Source organism: Myxococcus sp. MxC21-1 (assembly GCF_032612255.1).
GTDB classification, from domain to species: Bacteria; Myxococcota; Myxococcia; order Myxococcales; family Myxococcaceae; genus Myxococcus; species Myxococcus virescens.
Map to the genome: position 1 here is coordinate 1,740,857 of NZ_CP123278.1, position 13,221 is coordinate 1,754,077.

The window sequence follows — 13,221 nt, forward strand, 5'->3', positions numbered from 1 at the left end:
CCCCTCACGGGAAGCCGGGCTGCCAGGGAAGACGCCTACCGCGGCTCGCTGCTGCTGACCACGGCGGGCTTGGGCAGGAAGTCCTTGAGCTGCACGACGGGCAACCCTGGGAGCGCGGTGATGAAGCCCGAGTACGCCATCAGGTTGGGCGAGCACCAGCCCGGGTTGGACACCGTGTTCTCGGTGGCGTTGGTGAACACCGCATTGGCGACCGTCTCGGGCTTCGCCGTGGGATTCACCTCGAGGAACAGCGCGGCCAGTCCCGTCACGTGAGGGGTGGCCATGGAGGTGCCGCTCATCTCCCGGCTCTCGCGGTCGCCGTAGTGCCAGGAGGACTTGATTTTGTTCCCCGGCGCGAAGACGTCCACGCAGTCCCCCCAGTTGGAGAAGGTGGCGCGCTTGTCCTTGCTGTCGGTGGCGGCAACGGTGATGGCCTCCGGCGCACGGGCGGGGGAGTGCTTGCAGGCGTCGTTGTCTTCGTTGCCCGCGGCGACGACGTAGGTGACCCCCGCGGCGATGGAGCGGCGAACCGCGTCGTCGAGCGCCGGGTCCTCGTCGCTGCCCAGACTCATGTTCGCGACGGCGGGCGAGACGTGATTCCGGGTCACCCAGTCGATGCCCTCAATGACGCCAGAGGTGGCTCCGGAGCCGTCACAGCCCAGCACGCGGACGGAATGGACAATCGCGTTGCGGGCCAGGCCGTAGGAGGCGCCCGCCGCCGTGCCCGCGACGTGTGTCCCGTGGCCGTTGCAGTCATTGCCCCGCATGCTGTCGCCAATGGCGTCGTAGCCGATGGAGGCCCGGCCACCGAACTCCCGGTGCGAGAAGCGCACACCGGTGTCCAGGATGTAGATGTGCACGCCCTGGCCCGTCGCGGTGAAGGTGTAGACCTTGTCCAGCGGGAGCTTGCGCTGGTCCATCCGGTCGATGCCCCACGTGGGACCCTGCTGGCTTTCGGCGATTTTGACCACGCCATTCTCTTGCACGTAGTCCACTGCGGGGTCGTTCGCCATGGCCCGCGCCTGGGTTTCCGTCATCTTGGCCGCGAAACCACGCAACGCATTCTCATACATCGCGAATGCAGTGCCACCGTAAGCCGTGGTGAGGCTCGTCGTGGCTTGCTGGACCTCGACCTGTTCCAGGCTTTGTGCGGGTGACTTCAGGACGACAATGTATTCACCCGGAATCTTCTTTCGGACAGTGATGAACTTGCCGGTCTGCTTCTGGCCCATCGTGGGCCTGCTGGCCGTGCGGTCCTTGCAGGGCACCTGCCGCGATGCGCACGCCCCCATCAGCAACATCATGCCCACGGAGACGAAGAGCTTCAGTGTGTGTCGATTCATGTTTTACCCAGAGGAAAATGGTTGTGATGGGTAAAACGGGTGTACATCAAAAACGGCTTATTCATGAATCAACCCGGAGGGATGAGACGGCGGTCCGTGATTGAACATGCCATGGCGCTCCAAGGCGCGATGTCTGGCCATGACCTACCAAGGACGAATGGTGGTTCCCCATTCGTACAAGACTGCTTCGAGTGGACGTTTCCCGGGGCGTGACAGGATGTCGTTGATGCCCATCTCTCGTGCTGCGTTCACCAGGTGGGCATGCCACGTGCCATGCGCGTCGGAGAGTCGCGTCGCGGCGATGGCCAGCGCGCTCGCGCCCACGGAGTAGCCGCCAAAGACGAGCGGACCGCTGGCGGAGTCCTCCTTCCCCTTCACTCCGCGAGGCCACTCCCGGCAGGCCGCCAGCGGTAGGAGCGCGCCCGCGGGCCGAGCGCAGTAATCCCGCACCAGGGTGGCGGTGAAGGTTCCCGCAGCGGGATGCGCGGCCATGGCGAGGAAGGCGCCCGTCCACGCGAGCGTGGTGGCCCGTTGCGTACGCTCCACGACGCGTCCCTTCGCGTCGACCCGGGTGGGAAAGCCCGAGGGCAGGGCGGACAGTTCCACCAGTCGCGCGATGAGCCGGTCTGCCGCGGCCTCGGAGGGCGCATGGCCTCGCAGCCGGCCATGGAGCAGCAGCGCCGCGGCGGCCGGCGCACTGTCACACGGCCAGATGGAGGTACTGAAGCTGGGCAGCAGCAACTGGTGTTCGAGCGCCTTCACGACCTGGCTGGCCAGGGCATCGAAGAGCGCCGTGGACGCAGCGTCCTGCATGCCCGCGCGTTCGATGCCCGCGAGCATCAGCAGCACATAGCCCCGGTAGAGGATGCTCCGTGGCAGGGAGTGGCCCAGGACGACGTCCGTCCCACCGCGCATGAAGGGGGCCCGGGCACGTCCCAGCGCGTCCGCGAGGAGCGCATGCAGTCGTCGCTGCGTGTCCGGCAGGGGATGGCCGTCCAACGCCGCCTGAACGAGGATGAAGGACAGGTGGCCATCGCAGAGGAGCTGTGACTCGACGAAGCGGCGCTTCGCATCGCCGAGCAACATCGTCTCGCACCCCTTGCTGAGGATGCGCTGTTCCAGTGCGTCCAGCGCGGATGCGGAGAGCTGTCCGTGTCCCTGGGATGCGGAAGGAGGGCGGGGCGGCGCATGGTCGCTCCCTACCGGGCTCTCCGTTCTTGCGCTGCCGACCAGGCATGCACAGAGCGCCAGGAGGGGAAGGCCCGTCCGGCGGAAGCGGGCGTGGGTGGGTCGTGGCATGGGCGGAGAGCTGAGCACGCACGCGTATGGCCAAGGTCATCCAGTGGGCTCGCCGGTCGCCAGGACAGGCTCAGCGGTTTCTTCTCGCGCGTGGAGGGTCGCGGGTTCCAAAGGGGCACGGCCAGTTCACCAGTCCACGCTGAAGGGACGTCATGGGTTGCCCTTGAGGTCAGAGCCTTCAGATTGGCAGTGGAGGTTGCGTGTGCATGGAGCTTCAGCCCGAGGTGAGCCGGTGGGACGTCACGCCTTCGGAGGCGGTGGAGTTGCAGCGCCGGCTGCGTGAGCAGTTGGTGCTCCGGCCGCCCCCTGGACTGAAGGTGGAGCGCATCGCGGGCGCGGACATCTCCACGGAGAAGGGGAAGGACACCGGCTTTGGTGGGTTCGTCGTCCTGGACGTGGAGACGTTGGCGCCGGTGGCCCAGTCTGAGGCCGTGGTGACGTTGCACTTTCCCTACGTGCCGGGCCTGCTGTCCTTTCGCGAGCTGCCCATCATCGCCGCTGCCTGGGAACGGCTCACGGTGCGCCCCGACGTGGTCATCTTCGATGGACAAGGCACCGCCCATCCCCGGCGCATGGGGATTGCGTGTCACGGAGGGTTGCTGTTCGGCGTGCCATCCATCGGCTGTGCCAAGTCCCTGCTGGTGGGGACGCATGGACCGCTGGGCGAGGCGAGAGGCTCCACCGCGCCCCTCATGCACCGGGGCGAGGTCGTGGGCATGGCGGTGCGTACGCGCAAGGGCGTGCAGCCCGTCTACGTGTCCCCGGGCCACCTGATGGACCTGCCCACGGCGGTGGAGTGGGTGCTCAAGGTGAGCCCGAAGTACCGCGAGCCGGAGACCACGCGGCATGCGCACCGGTTGGTCAACGCACTCCGGCGCGCGGACGGAGAGGGCGCCGAACTGGAGTAGGTGCCGGCCCCTGATTTTGACCGCCGTCCCAACCGACTCTATGTCCGGAGGTGGCTCCCTCGCCTGGGGCCTCAAGGAACGGCGGCTCGGGCGTCTGTCTCCCTGTCCGCCCTTCCCGCCAGCCCGTACTGGCGGTAGCACCTCAGGCCGCGAAAAGGGGCTGGGGCCAGGGCGGGAGATGTCATTGGGAGCGCGAATGCGGAGGTTGTCGTCACCTTGGAGTGAGCTGGCGTCGCATTACGCCGTGGTGGTGGTGGGCTCGGGGTACGGAGGGGCCATCACCGCCAGCCGGTTGGCACGCGCGGGCCAGCAGGTCTGTGTCCTGGAGCGAGGCCGGGAACTCCTGCCCGGTGACTACCCGCGCACGGACGCCGAGTTCATGTCCGAGTTCCAGGTTCACTTCGACCCCGAGGCCGCCGGCGATGTGGGCAGTCCGACGGCCTTGTTCGAGCTCCACCGGGGCGGGGACGTCTCCGTCGTCACAGGCTGCGGCCTGGGCGGGACGTCGCTCATCAATGCCAACGTGGCCATGCGGCCGGACCCTCGCGTGTTCCTGGACGGGCGTTGGCCGGACGCGTTCCGCGCCGACGTGGACGGCTTGCTGGAGGACGGCTTCGCTTGGGCCGAGCACATGCTGCGGCCGTTGCCCTATCCGGAGTCCGCGCCGCCGCTGGCCACGTTGTCGGCGCTGGCGAAATCGGCGGAGAAGCTGGGCGGCACCTTTCGCCGGCCACCCCTGGCCGTCACCTTCGAGGAGGGCGTCAACGCCGCGGGGGTGCGTCAGGGCGCTTGCACGTTGTGCGGTGACTGCATGACGGGCTGCAACTTCGGCGCGAAGAACTCCGTGCTGATGAACTACCTGCCGGACGCGCACCGCCATGGGGCGAAGCTCTTCAGCGAGGTGGGCGTGCGCTACCTGGCGCGCGATGGTGCCCGGTGGCGCGTGTACTACCGGCCGATGAACGCCGGCCGCGAGCGGTTCGATGCGCCAGACCTGTGGTTGACCGCCGACCGCGTCATCCTCGCGGCGGGGACGATGGGCACCGCGGAGCTCCTGCTTCGCTCGAAGGCGCTGGGGCTGTCCCTCTCCGGGCGTCTGGGCCAGCGTTTCAGCAACAACGGGGACGTGATGGCGTTCGGCTACAACACGGACGTCCCTGTCCATGGCGTGGGTCTGGGCGAGGCGCCCTCCGCGGGGCGCGAGCCCGTGGGCCCCACCATCACCGGTATCATCGATGACCGGGCCACGCTGCGGCAGGAAGACGGCATGATCATCGAGAACGGCGCGATTCCCGCCGCGCTCGCGCGCCCCGTGACGGCGCTGCTCGCCGCTGCGTCGGCCCTCGCCGGGCAGGACACGGACCGGGGCGCCTTCGACCGGGTTGGGGAACTGGCGCGCATCGCGGACAGTGCCGTGCGCGGCCCGTACCACGGGGCCATGCGCAACACGCAGACGTTCCTCGTGATGTCCCATGATGACGGCGCGGGTGAACTGCGCCTGTCGGGCGACCGGGTCCGTGTCCACTGGCCGGGCGCGGGGAGGCAGGCCGTCTTCACGCGGGTGGATGAACGCCTACGCCGCGCCACGGAGGCGCTGGGCGGAACCTTCGTGCGCAATCCGCTCTGGAACAAGCTCACCGGCCACGAACTGCTGTGCACCCATCCCTTGGGCGGGTGCGCCATGGGCGAGCGCGCGGAGGAGGGCGTGGTGGACCACGAGGGCCGCGTCTTCGCGGGGCCCGAGGGCACGGAGGTCCACGAGGGCCTCTACGTCAGCGACGGCTCCGTGATTCCGAGGCCGCTGGGCATCAACCCGCTGCTCACCATCTCCGCGGTGGCGGAGCGCACCGTGGCGCTGATGGCCCGGCGACACGGTTGGAGCGTGGACTATTCGCCGGTTCCGGAGGCACCGGGTCCGCGGCCCACGCAGCCCCTGGCCGTGCAGTTCACCGAGACCATGTACGGCTACATCTCCGCGGGGGCCGACGAGGACTTCCTGCGAGCCGGGGACCCCGCGCGCAGGGATACGTCGCCGTTCCGCTTCATTGTCACGGTGGACTCACGGGACCTGGAGGAGACGCTCGCGCATCCGCTGCACCCCATGCAGCTGTCGGGCTGCGTGGTGGCGCCCGTGCTGTCCTCCCGTCCGATGACGGTGGAGCAGGGCGTGCTGCACCTGATGACCCACGAGGGCGCTCGTCCTGGCGGACGGCGGATGCGCTACCAGCTTCCGCTGGTCTCCGAGTCCGGCGAGCGCTTCTTCGTCGACGGCTACAAGGACGTCCATGACGACGACGGTCCGGACCTGTGGGTGGACACCACGCGGCTCCTGGTGTCCATCTACCGTGGCGAGGACGCTTCGGGGCCCTGCATCTTCCGGGGCTACCTGCGGCTGAACGCCAAGGACTTCGCCGTGCAGCTCTCCACCCTACGGGTGCTCCATGCCCAGGGCACGGTGCAGCGGCTGGCCGCGCTCGCCCGCTTCGGGCGTTTCTTCTTCGGGGAACTCTTCGAGACGTACGTGCGCAGCAAGGCCGCGTAGCGAGCGGGGAGGCGGCGGCACGGCTTTCGTGCCGCTACGTCGTGCTCCTTCTGGATGGCGTGGGCACCGTGAGGCGCACACGCCATTTCATGAAGGAAGGACAGCCCATGCCCAATGACCGTGAGCAGGGAAAGGGCGCTCCGCAGGGCAGCGAGCGTCAGACCAGCCGCCGGGATACGCCCATCGAGGTCCGCAGGCGGCTGCGGCACGAGTCACGCACGAGCCAGACGTACGCGACCTTCATCAAGCACCTGTGCGAGCGAGGCGGCATGTCACCCGCCGTGGCCGAGAAGGCCGCGGTGTCCGTCCTCTGCGCTCTGGAACAGCGAATCCTCAGTGAGGAGGCAAGCGACCTGGAGGACCAGCTTCCTCGCAAGCTGACCCTGCTGCTGCACCGCTGTGAGAAGCACGAGGAAGAGCTGCCTCCCAAGTTCCACCGCGAGCACCTTCTGCGTCGGGTCGGGGAGGACCTGAGCCTTCATCCAGACGCGGTGGAGCCGGTGGTTCGCGCGGTGATGGATGCCGTCCGCCACCAGATAACCGAAGGGGAGTCCGAGGACGTCATGGGCCAGCTCCCGCAGGACATCCGCGACCTCTGGACGCGCACCGTCTGAGGACTCAAGCGAGGCCGCTGGGGGTGTGGCGGATGCCGGAGGCGCTGCGAAGCGCCTCGGCCCACCAGGGCTCGGCCGCCACCAGGACGTCTCGGCCTCGCAGCCGCGCCACCATGCCCTCGGGCGCCACGACGGAGAAGCGCAGGGGCTTCCCGAGCGCGGAGGTGAGCGCGGCCATGGTGCTTTCATCCTCGGCGGAGAAGCCGAGTGGTCCGTCGGGGTGGCTGTGCGCCACCTCTTCAAGGACGTCACGCAGCCGCCAGATGGCTTCCCAGCGGGCGCGTGAGTCGGGCAGTTGATTCGGACTGTCGGACGCGTCGCACCACAGCACTTCGTCGCCGTGGCCGATGAGCAGGCAGACCTCTCGTGTGGACATGTCCGTCTCCTCATGCATGCCGGGTCACCACCAGGACATCCGTTTCAATGGCCTCGCGAATGACGGACGGCAGGCTCTCCAGCGTGACATCTCCGTCCGCACCAGCCAGGCAGATGCCCGCGTCCAGGACCTGGAGCGAGTCCGCCGCGACGATGGAGACGAAGCGCTCCCCCATGAAGGCATACGTCACCTCCAATCGCTGGCCCGCGAGCCGCCGCAGGTCCAGCGGACGAGCGCCCGCGTTCAGCAGCGCCTGCTGTGCGCGCTGCATGCCGTCCTCCCTCGGATTCCCGCGGACGCCCCGCGGCGCCAGACGGGCCATGCGTCGCTGGGCTTCCTCAATCAACTCCGCGGACCGGGCCCTCCGCTCGGCGTCCTCTCGCTCCTGTCGCGTCCGTGCCGCCTGGGCCTCACGTTCATGGTTCAGACGCCGCAGGCAATCCTCCGCCGGAGCGCGGCCGCCCTCCGCCACCGCGAGTATCCGGCCTCGGACCTCGGCGGGTGCGAAGCGGATGCCCACGTCGCGCGAGACTCGCTCCACCAGGGCGTAGCCAAACGCGGCCCGCAGGGGGCGCTCACGCCCCGAATGTGGGCGAGGGGTTGGTTCTGCTCCAGCGCGAGGCGTGCCGCGCCCTCGGCTTCGCTTTCGAAATCCACGCCTTCGAAGAGCAGGGCGCCGTCAAACCATCGGCGCGCGCTCACCGGCGCCGGCGCGGCGGCTCCTCCTCCGGCATCAGCTCCAGGGGCTCCGCCACGGCGCCCTCTCGCACCAGCCGGCGTCCCCAGGCATGGCCCCGCACGCGCGGCAGCGCCTCCAGGCACTCGGGCTCGGAGGGTTCACGCGGCGTGGCGTCTCGTCCCTTCACTTCGAAGCGCCACCACCCCGGGGTGACCGGGGTGGTGACACGGAGGCGTCGCGAGGCGGAATCCACGGTGCCACCGCCCAGATACGGCAGCACCACCGACTCCACCTTCCCGAGGAACTTCCGGTAGTCCACGACGCCTCCTCCTTCCTCACTGCGTTGGCTTCACGCCACCTTCAGCAGCGGCGTGCGCATCACCCGCTCCACCCAGCCGGACTGGGCGGTTCCGGGCAGCGTGGGCGCATCCATCAGCGCCTTGAGCACCCGGGGGACCTGGTACGGGTCCTCGAACTGGTCCACGTTCACCTCGCTGAAGGGCACTCGCAACTGCGCGGCGCAGGTTCGAACCGTCGAGCCCCGCGCATGTGCCACCGACACCAGCAGGGCCATCGCCGACACCGGGATGCGGAGGTCACGGAATGCCCGGGCGAACTGGTCGCCTGCCTCTCCGGCCTCGTCTCCCACCACGATGACCACCAGCTTCGCGTCTTCCGGCACGCGAACGCCGTCACGATGCAGCGCGTACACCGCGGACGCGTGCGCCGTTCCACCCGACGCCCGCAGCCCCGCCAGCATGTGCTGGACGGCGATGCGGTTGGCGGCCTTGGGACGCAGCACCGTGCCCAGGGTGTCGAACGCGGCGATGTGCAGCTTGTCCATCGGGAAGCCCGCGAGGATGCGCGACAGCGCCTCCTTCGAACGCTCGATGGCCCCTTCCATGGAGCCCGACTTGTCGATGAGGAACATCACCCGCACGTCGGTCTCCGCCGTCGCCTCCGCCACCGCCTGCCGTGCCGCGTTGTCGCTGGCCTCCTCCAGCTTGCGTCGCAGCACCGCGCTGCGGACGTTCTTCGCGATGTTCAGCGCCCGCTGGTCCGTGGCCGTGTGCACCGCCTTCTCCCAGCGCGCGCGGATGGCCGGGTCCGTCAGCAGGCCCAGTTCCTCGAGCGTGGGCGTCATCAGCCGCAGGTCACGGTCCGACAGCGAGGGCAGCAGCGCCGCCATGATGGCCGGCGTGAGACCCACGTCCTTCGGCAGTCGGCCCACGACCTCCTTGTAGGAGAGGCGCTCCAGGTCGATCCACTCGCAGATTTCCGCCTCCGACAGGCCGTCGAAGCGCTCGCGCTTGACCAGCGTCAGCCCATTCAGGCCCACCTCGCGGTGGCCCTGCGCGGACTGCTTCTGCTTCCAGCCGAGCACCTCGAAGAAGCCCTGCGCGCGCGGCTTGTAGCCCGCCTTGCGCGCCAGCTTCTTCAGCGTCTCCTTGTAGCCTGCCTTCACCAGGCCCTGGAGCATGGGCATGTTGGCCTCACGCGCCGCCAGCCACTTCGACGCCACGCGCTTCCAGCGGCCCAGCGGCGCCTTTCGGGACGCCGGGTCACCAAAGCCCGCCTCGCGGTTGAGCCGAGCGATCTCCGGATGCTCCAGCAGCTCCGCCACGCGCAGCACGGCCTTGGGCGTGAGCATGCGCGTCGACTTGCGCTCGTAGTGGAGCACCATCGCCTCGCCAATGGCTCGCCAGTCGTCGTCATGGAACGCCACGCCGCCCTGTTCGTCGCGCACGGGCTGGCCCGCGTGCTCCTGCACCAGCATGAGCGCGCACGTCGCGACCTTGAGGTCGCGCCAGTCCGTCTGGGTCAGCGCGTACGACGCGAAGTGCGCCATCAGCTCCGCGTTGAGCCGGTAGATGTCCAGGAGCTGCCGGTAGAGCTTCACCGCGGCGGGCACGAAGAGGCCCGGCTTCACCGGACGCCCCTTTTCACGCTGGAACGGCGTGGCGTGCGCCGCCGCGTACCAGGTGCCATTCACATCCAGGCCAGGCCGGTTGTGCCACAGGTGGGCGGAGCCTCCGAGCACCAGGTCCAGCAGGCGCTCGGCGGGACCGCGCTGCGACTCGGGCAGCAGCGCGTTCGGGTTCTGCGTCTGGGTCGTCATGGTGTCCCCCTAGGGACGTGCCGCGGGTCAGGCGCGGGGCGGACCACTCGCGACGAAGCGAGCGGAGTGCACCGCGCGTGGACGCACGAGTGCCTTGCGCTTCAGCGAAGGCGGCCCGTGCGAAGTGAGGATGGGGAGGAAAGGGGGCGCCCGAGTGACGAGGCCGTTCTTGGATTAACGGTCCCAGTGCTCTACCGCTGAGCTACGGAGCCACGAATGGCTCCGGCGGGATTCGAACCCGCGACAGCTGTATTGCGTGTTGGACCCCGTCGGCCGGGCGCGAAATCGATTACGAGAAGACGGACACGTCGCCGTGGACCGGAATCCGGGCCACGTCCTTGCCGCCCCGGTACGTACTCCGGGCTGGCACCGAGACGAGCTCCCAGGTGGGGAGCACCACCGCCGTCAGCGACCGTCCGTAGACGCACCCGGTGTCGATACCCACCGCGTGCTCGGTGACGAGCGGCGCGTCGAAGACGGTGTGACCGAAGATGACCCGCTCCGGCCCCTTCCAGTGGTGCGTCCAGAAGGTCCAGCCTTCAGGCGCCTTGGATGGCCAGTAGCTCTTGGCTGCTGGGGGCCGGATGCACTGGGCATGGAGCAGGTGGTACGGGTCCTGTTTCTCGACGGGCAGGTCCGGCAGCATGCCGGCGTGCACCACGATGGCGTTGTGCTCCGGCAGCCGCAGGTAGCGAGGCAGCCGGGCCATCCAGTCGTAGTGCCCGGGTTGGAGCACCCGGCGAGTCTCGAGGTGGTCGGGATGCAACCGCTCATCCGCCCGGTGGCGCTGCTGGAGGTGCTTCTCCTCGTGGTTGCCGAGGATGGCCTCGTGCCGCATGGCCAACTCCACGCACTCGCGGCGCTTCGGGCCCCGGTCCACCAGGTCACCCGCGAAGATGATCCGGTCGCTGGAGGTCGCGCCCACCTTGCCGAGCAGCTCCACGGCTTCGTCGTAGCAGCCGTGAAGGTCTCCGATGACGATGGTGCGGCGGGACATGACGCGAATCCTCAAGAAGGGAAAAATGAGCGCCCGAGTGAAGAAGCCAGTTGGCTGATTCCAGGATCAGTGACGGACCACCCGTCGGCATACGCCCATGGGGCATATGTGTGGAGTCGAACCACGGCTTGTAGGGCCGCTTCGGCCGGGCGCTCGAAAGCGATGGGGGCGAAGACGCGGGCCCCCGCTGTTCCTGACAGGTGATTTTCCGGGGCCCGGTTCCTGACGCCTGCTCTATAAATCCCGTCAGGAACGCCATGCGGCTTTCGTCCGACTTCGCGGGTGCCAATTGTCCGGTGATTCCGCCGGGTTGGCGCCCCCTGCTTGTCTCGGAGGCTGCCTGCGGATGCCAACGTGGTACCTTGCCGCGCCACATCCCCGTAACCCAACATCCCGGGGCGACTTCCCCGGCGCAGCCCCCAGGTCCTTCCGGTGTACGAGCAGCTCACGGATGACGAATTGTTCGCGGAGGTGGTCCGCCGCCGCGCCACTGGCGAGCCTGTTGGAGGCCCGCTTGGGGCGTTGGTGCAGCGGTGGGCCCGGCCCTCGCGGTACGTCATCAGCAAGATTCAGGCGAGCTACGGCCGTGGTTCCCCAGCGGACGCGGACGAGCTCTTCCAGGACGCGGTCGGGAAGTTCATCGACCGGGGTCTGGACCAGTTCCGCGGCGTGTCGGAGCAGATGCCCGGCCGGAGTGCGTCTCCCAAGACGTTCTTCCTGCGCATCGTCAAGCACGTGGCCATCGACTTCTACCGGAAGCACCGCGAGGAGCTCGCGGCGCCTCCGTCGGACCCCGATGACGCCATGGAAGAGCCACCCTCCGAGGTGGCTCGCGCCGTCGAGTTCGGGAAGCGGCGTGAAGAGCGCGCCGAAGCCCAGGAGCTGTATTGGGCGGCATTTGCCCGCCTCCAGCAGGAGCACCCGAAGGAAGCTTCGGCTTGGGACCTGTACCACCACGAAGACGTCGAGGATCACGAAGAATGTGCCCGGCGCCTGAGCATCACCGTGGTGAACAGCTACAAGCGCGTCAGCCGGGCCCAGGCCTACCTCAAGCTCTACCTGCTGGACCTTCATCGCGAGTCGCATGGGGAGGAAGCGTGAGCCGCCTCCTTCCCCGCCACACCCGGGGTACCCAGGAGGAATGAACCCATGATTGTTGGAGATACGCTGTCCCGCTATTCCGCCCGCCGCTCGCAGCTCCTGTCGGGCACGGCTTCTCCCGGTGAAGTGCTCGAGGCGGCGGGGGACCTGCTGCGCCGCCGCTCCCGGTTGGAGACCGAAGGTGTGGACGCCGCCCTGCGGGGCCTGGGTCGATCTCAGGTAGAAGCCTGGTTGAAGGCGCAGAAGCCCCAGTCGCTGCAGCCGGTGCTGCTGAGGGCCGCGGAAGAAGCTGTCGAGGTGGCGCTCGACGGCGGTGAAGAGGCGGACATGTGGCGGGTCTCCGCGCTGGAGGGACTTTCCGCTCGCGACCGGGCCGCCTCCGCCGCACACGCCCTGGCCGTCTGGGAGGGCTTTCACGGTGCCCTCGACGGCGAGTCCGCGCAGCTTCGAGACCGCTTTCTCGCCGCGCTCCAGAGTCTGGACTCAGCACTCCGTTCTCGAGCGCGTTGGTTCATCCCACTCAATCCGCAGCGCCGGCAGGAGCGCGACCTCCTCGAGCTCGCCGAGCAGGACGCCGCCTGGTGGTTCTCCGCGCGCGCCGGCTGCGATGACCTGGTCGCCACCTGGACGGCCAATCCCCAGACGCTGACGGCCCATCTTCAGGAATGCGACGCGTGCCGCGCGGACATGGCGGATGCCGCGCCCGTGGACATGCCCCCCGCCGGCACCTCACCGCGGACGACCTCTGGCGCCTCGACATGGGGCTGCTGTCCGAGGACGAGCGGACCCGGCTGGATGCGCACACCGCGCGCTGCGGCGAGTGTGCCCAGGCCGTGCTGGCGCTGGACGAGGGCGAGGCGGCCATCGAGGAGGCGCTGGACATGGAGGAGGACGGGACGGTGGCCCGCTCCGCTCGCGCCTCGCGCGCGCCGGTCTCCCACCGCGCTCATGCCGCCCGTCTGCCGGAGCAGCGCGAAGTGCTGGATGAGCGCCGCGACTTTCGCGTGGTGCTGGTGCGCGAGCGTCAGCGCGTGCGCCTGCTGGTGCAGCCCTTGTCTGGCCGGACCGTGACGGCGGCGGTGTTCCTGAGCCCTGGCCGTCCCTCGCTCAAGCCGGCCCATGGGCCGGAGGGCATCGCCTTTGATTTGACGTCCGCGTCGTCCACCGGCGCGCGCTCTGCCCACCTGTCCGTGCAGGCGGGGAGCGAAACCCTGGAGCGCGACTTCGCCTTCTGACGGGAGGT

At 68.8% G+C, this 13,221-nt stretch carries 11 protein-coding genes and 1 pseudogene; 5 read left to right on the plus strand and 7 right to left on the minus strand.

Features of this window, described 5'->3' with window-relative positions:
* Positions 1-35 precede the first annotated feature (35 nt).
* Positions 36-1,343 (minus strand): S8 family peptidase, encoded by a 1,308-nt coding sequence (locus QEG98_RS08280; protein WP_316566319.1) that lies wholly within the window; start codon positions 1,341-1,343, stop codon positions 36-38.
* A gap of 144 nt (positions 1,344-1,487) precedes the next feature.
* Positions 1,488-2,642: a hypothetical protein gene (locus tag QEG98_RS08285; RefSeq protein WP_316566320.1), complete on the minus strand. Its 1,155-nt coding sequence runs from the start codon at positions 2,640-2,642 to the stop codon at positions 1,488-1,490.
* A 200-nt stretch (positions 2,643-2,842) separates the two neighbouring features.
* On the opposite strand from QEG98_RS08285, the gene nfi reads away from it, so the two are divergent.
* From nfi to QEG98_RS08300, 3 genes are all read left to right on the plus strand, one after another.
* Positions 2,843-3,550, plus strand: a complete 708-nt coding sequence (gene nfi / locus QEG98_RS08290) for a deoxyribonuclease V (RefSeq protein WP_141591576.1) — start codon at positions 2,843-2,845, stop codon at positions 3,548-3,550.
* A gap of 196 nt (positions 3,551-3,746) precedes the next feature.
* A complete protein-coding gene (locus QEG98_RS08295; protein WP_316566321.1) occupies positions 3,747-6,092 on the plus strand; it encodes a GMC oxidoreductase in 2,346 nt (781 codons plus the stop codon).
* A gap of 89 nt (positions 6,093-6,181) precedes the next feature.
* Positions 6,182-6,706, plus strand: a complete 525-nt coding sequence (locus QEG98_RS08300; RefSeq protein ID WP_316566322.1) for a DUF2267 domain-containing protein — start codon at positions 6,182-6,184, stop codon at positions 6,704-6,706.
* A 4-nt stretch (positions 6,707-6,710) separates the two neighbouring features.
* Here QEG98_RS08300 and QEG98_RS08305 read toward each other — a convergent pair whose 3' ends face one another.
* The 5 genes from QEG98_RS08305 to QEG98_RS08325 form a co-directional block, all read right to left on the minus strand.
* Positions 6,711-7,082 (minus strand): hypothetical protein, encoded by a 372-nt coding sequence (locus QEG98_RS08305; RefSeq protein ID WP_244171329.1) that lies wholly within the window; start codon positions 7,080-7,082, stop codon positions 6,711-6,713.
* Positions 7,083-7,092: 10 nt separating this feature from the next.
* Positions 7,093-7,623, minus strand: coding sequence for a hypothetical protein (locus QEG98_RS08310; protein ID WP_316566323.1), 531 nt, complete (start codon positions 7,621-7,623; stop codon positions 7,093-7,095).
* Between the two features lie 157 nt (positions 7,624-7,780).
* Entirely contained in the window at positions 7,781-8,080 is a 300-nt protein-coding gene (locus QEG98_RS08315) for a hypothetical protein (protein WP_316566324.1), read from the minus strand.
* A 30-nt stretch (positions 8,081-8,110) separates the two neighbouring features.
* Positions 8,111-9,880 carry a vWA domain-containing protein gene (locus QEG98_RS08320; RefSeq protein WP_316566325.1) on the minus strand — a complete coding sequence of 590 codons (1,770 nt, stop codon included), beginning with the start codon at positions 9,878-9,880 and terminating at the stop codon, positions 8,111-8,113.
* Between the two features lie 289 nt (positions 9,881-10,169).
* Positions 10,170-10,877, minus strand: coding sequence for a metallophosphoesterase (locus tag QEG98_RS08325; protein WP_316566326.1), 708 nt, complete (start codon positions 10,875-10,877; stop codon positions 10,170-10,172).
* Between the two features lie 432 nt (positions 10,878-11,309).
* Between QEG98_RS08325 and QEG98_RS08330 the strand changes: the two genes are divergently transcribed.
* Positions 11,310-11,978, plus strand: a complete 669-nt coding sequence (locus tag QEG98_RS08330) for an RNA polymerase sigma factor (protein ID WP_011551621.1) — start codon at positions 11,310-11,312, stop codon at positions 11,976-11,978.
* A gap of 48 nt (positions 11,979-12,026) precedes the next feature.
* Positions 12,027-13,213, plus strand: a pseudogene (locus QEG98_RS08335) (hypothetical protein).
* Positions 13,214-13,221: the final 8 nt, after the last annotated feature.

Excerpts from the sequence above, each read along its gene's own strand:
- QEG98_RS08280 (WP_316566319.1), bottom strand. The coding sequence starts at position 1,343 with ATGAATCGACACACACTGAAGCTCTTCGTCTCCGTGGGCATGATGTTG.
- QEG98_RS08285 (WP_316566320.1), bottom strand. The coding sequence starts at position 2,642 with ATGCCACGACCCACCCACGCCCGCTTCCGCCGGACGGGCCTTCCCCTC.
- QEG98_RS08295 (WP_316566321.1), top strand. The coding sequence starts at position 3,747 with ATGCGGAGGTTGTCGTCACCTTGGAGTGAGCTGGCGTCGCATTACGCC.
- QEG98_RS08300 (WP_316566322.1), top strand. The coding sequence starts at position 6,182 with ATGAAGGAAGGACAGCCCATGCCCAATGACCGTGAGCAGGGAAAGGGC.
- QEG98_RS08305 (WP_244171329.1), bottom strand. The coding sequence starts at position 7,082 with ATGTCCACACGAGAGGTCTGCCTGCTCATCGGCCACGGCGACGAAGTG.
- QEG98_RS08320 (WP_316566325.1), bottom strand. The coding sequence starts at position 9,880 with ATGACGACCCAGACGCAGAACCCGAACGCGCTGCTGCCCGAGTCGCAG.
- QEG98_RS08325 (WP_316566326.1), bottom strand. The coding sequence starts at position 10,877 with ATGTCCCGCCGCACCATCGTCATCGGAGACCTTCACGGCTGCTACGAC.